Annotated in this window: 1 protein-coding gene; it reads left to right on the top strand. The window is 48.1% G+C overall.

Going from position 1 to position 1,104, the window contains the following annotated elements; genetic code table 11:
• Nucleotides 1-337: 337 nt before the first annotated feature.
• A complete protein-coding gene (locus PF66_RS30975) occupies nt 338-1,045 on the top strand; it encodes a hypothetical protein (RefSeq protein WP_054064815.1) in 708 nt (235 codons plus the stop codon).
• The last annotated feature ends 59 nt before the right edge of the window (nt 1,046-1,104 follow it).

Below are 1,104 nucleotides of genomic sequence, written 5' to 3' on the forward strand. Positions count from 1 at the left end.
CGTTCTTGTGTGCCAACAAGGTGGCGGCGGCTGATCAGGCCTACGAGCAGCACATACTTCAACACGCCCTGCTGCATTAGGGAGGGAACTGAGCGGGACTACCCATTTCTGGGGTGAGGGAACAAATGGATATCAAGCTTGAGTTGCGAGATAGAGACCGGCTTAACCAAGGTGACCATGTCGGGTCTTGCTTCCACGCGTAGAGCTTTACGGACTCCACTCTTTCAATTCTCTTAGGCTAAGGCGTATAACTAGGCGGGGCAGCTTCTGTCCAGGTGCTCGGGCTCAGGCTCTCGGGGTACTAATCATCATCTTGGTTGAGCAGGGATGGGCAAGCATGGGAAGGTTTGATTTTGAATCTATGTCTCAAGACGAAGATGCGGCGGTTAAGTTTCAACTAAACTCCACTGGTAATATTTTTACAGCCTCAACTAGTAGAGAGGCTACGTTGAGTGATGAGGCTAGGCGTTTGTTCAAAGGCGTCTCTACCTTGTTTGATGCCATGGCTAAGGCCATGAGCGAAAGTGGGAGAGGCCTGTTTGACTATGATGGATGGATGACGCTTCTTCAGGGTAGCGGTTTGTTCGTTCAGCTTGAAAGATATGATAGAAACCTAGAAATCAGAAGTTGCGCGGTGCCTGTTGGCACGCAGATAATCCAACAAGCACTACCCGGGATCTCAGATGGCGCGTCAATGGATATCGCGAAGCGTGTATTGCTTGCTATTGGCGGTAAGCTTGAAGGTTCGAGGGAAGATGAAAAAAAGAGATTTGGCCATCTGATGTTCATTAATGAAGAGATTATGGGGTGCGCTTCTGTCTCTGTTCGTCTTTTCTATGCATCAAGGGAGTCTCATGCTGCTGTCATTGCTGTGCCATGTCATGAGATGAGTGCAAGAGGGTTCTACCAGAAACAGATCGCTAACAACTTCTTGTTGGTCGATGCGGGGAAGGTTTCGAAGTATGAATGCGGAAATGATTCGGCAGAGGGCGCCTATAATTATAAGGGGCTTGTCGAGTCTATGTTGATGCTGCTAAATAAATGATGCCTATTGTGAGCGCGAGGAGTAAAGTTTATTCTAAGTTAACTGTATATTCGTACAGG

It is taken from the genome of Pseudomonas asplenii (genome assembly GCF_001293465.1).
Classification (GTDB): Bacteria; Pseudomonadota; Gammaproteobacteria; order Pseudomonadales; family Pseudomonadaceae; genus Aquipseudomonas; species Aquipseudomonas fuscovaginae_B.

Coding starts and splice junctions, on each gene's coding strand:
- PF66_RS30975 (WP_054064815.1), top strand. CDS start 338: ATGGGAAGGTTTGATTTTGAATCTATGTCTCAAGACGAAGATGCGGCG.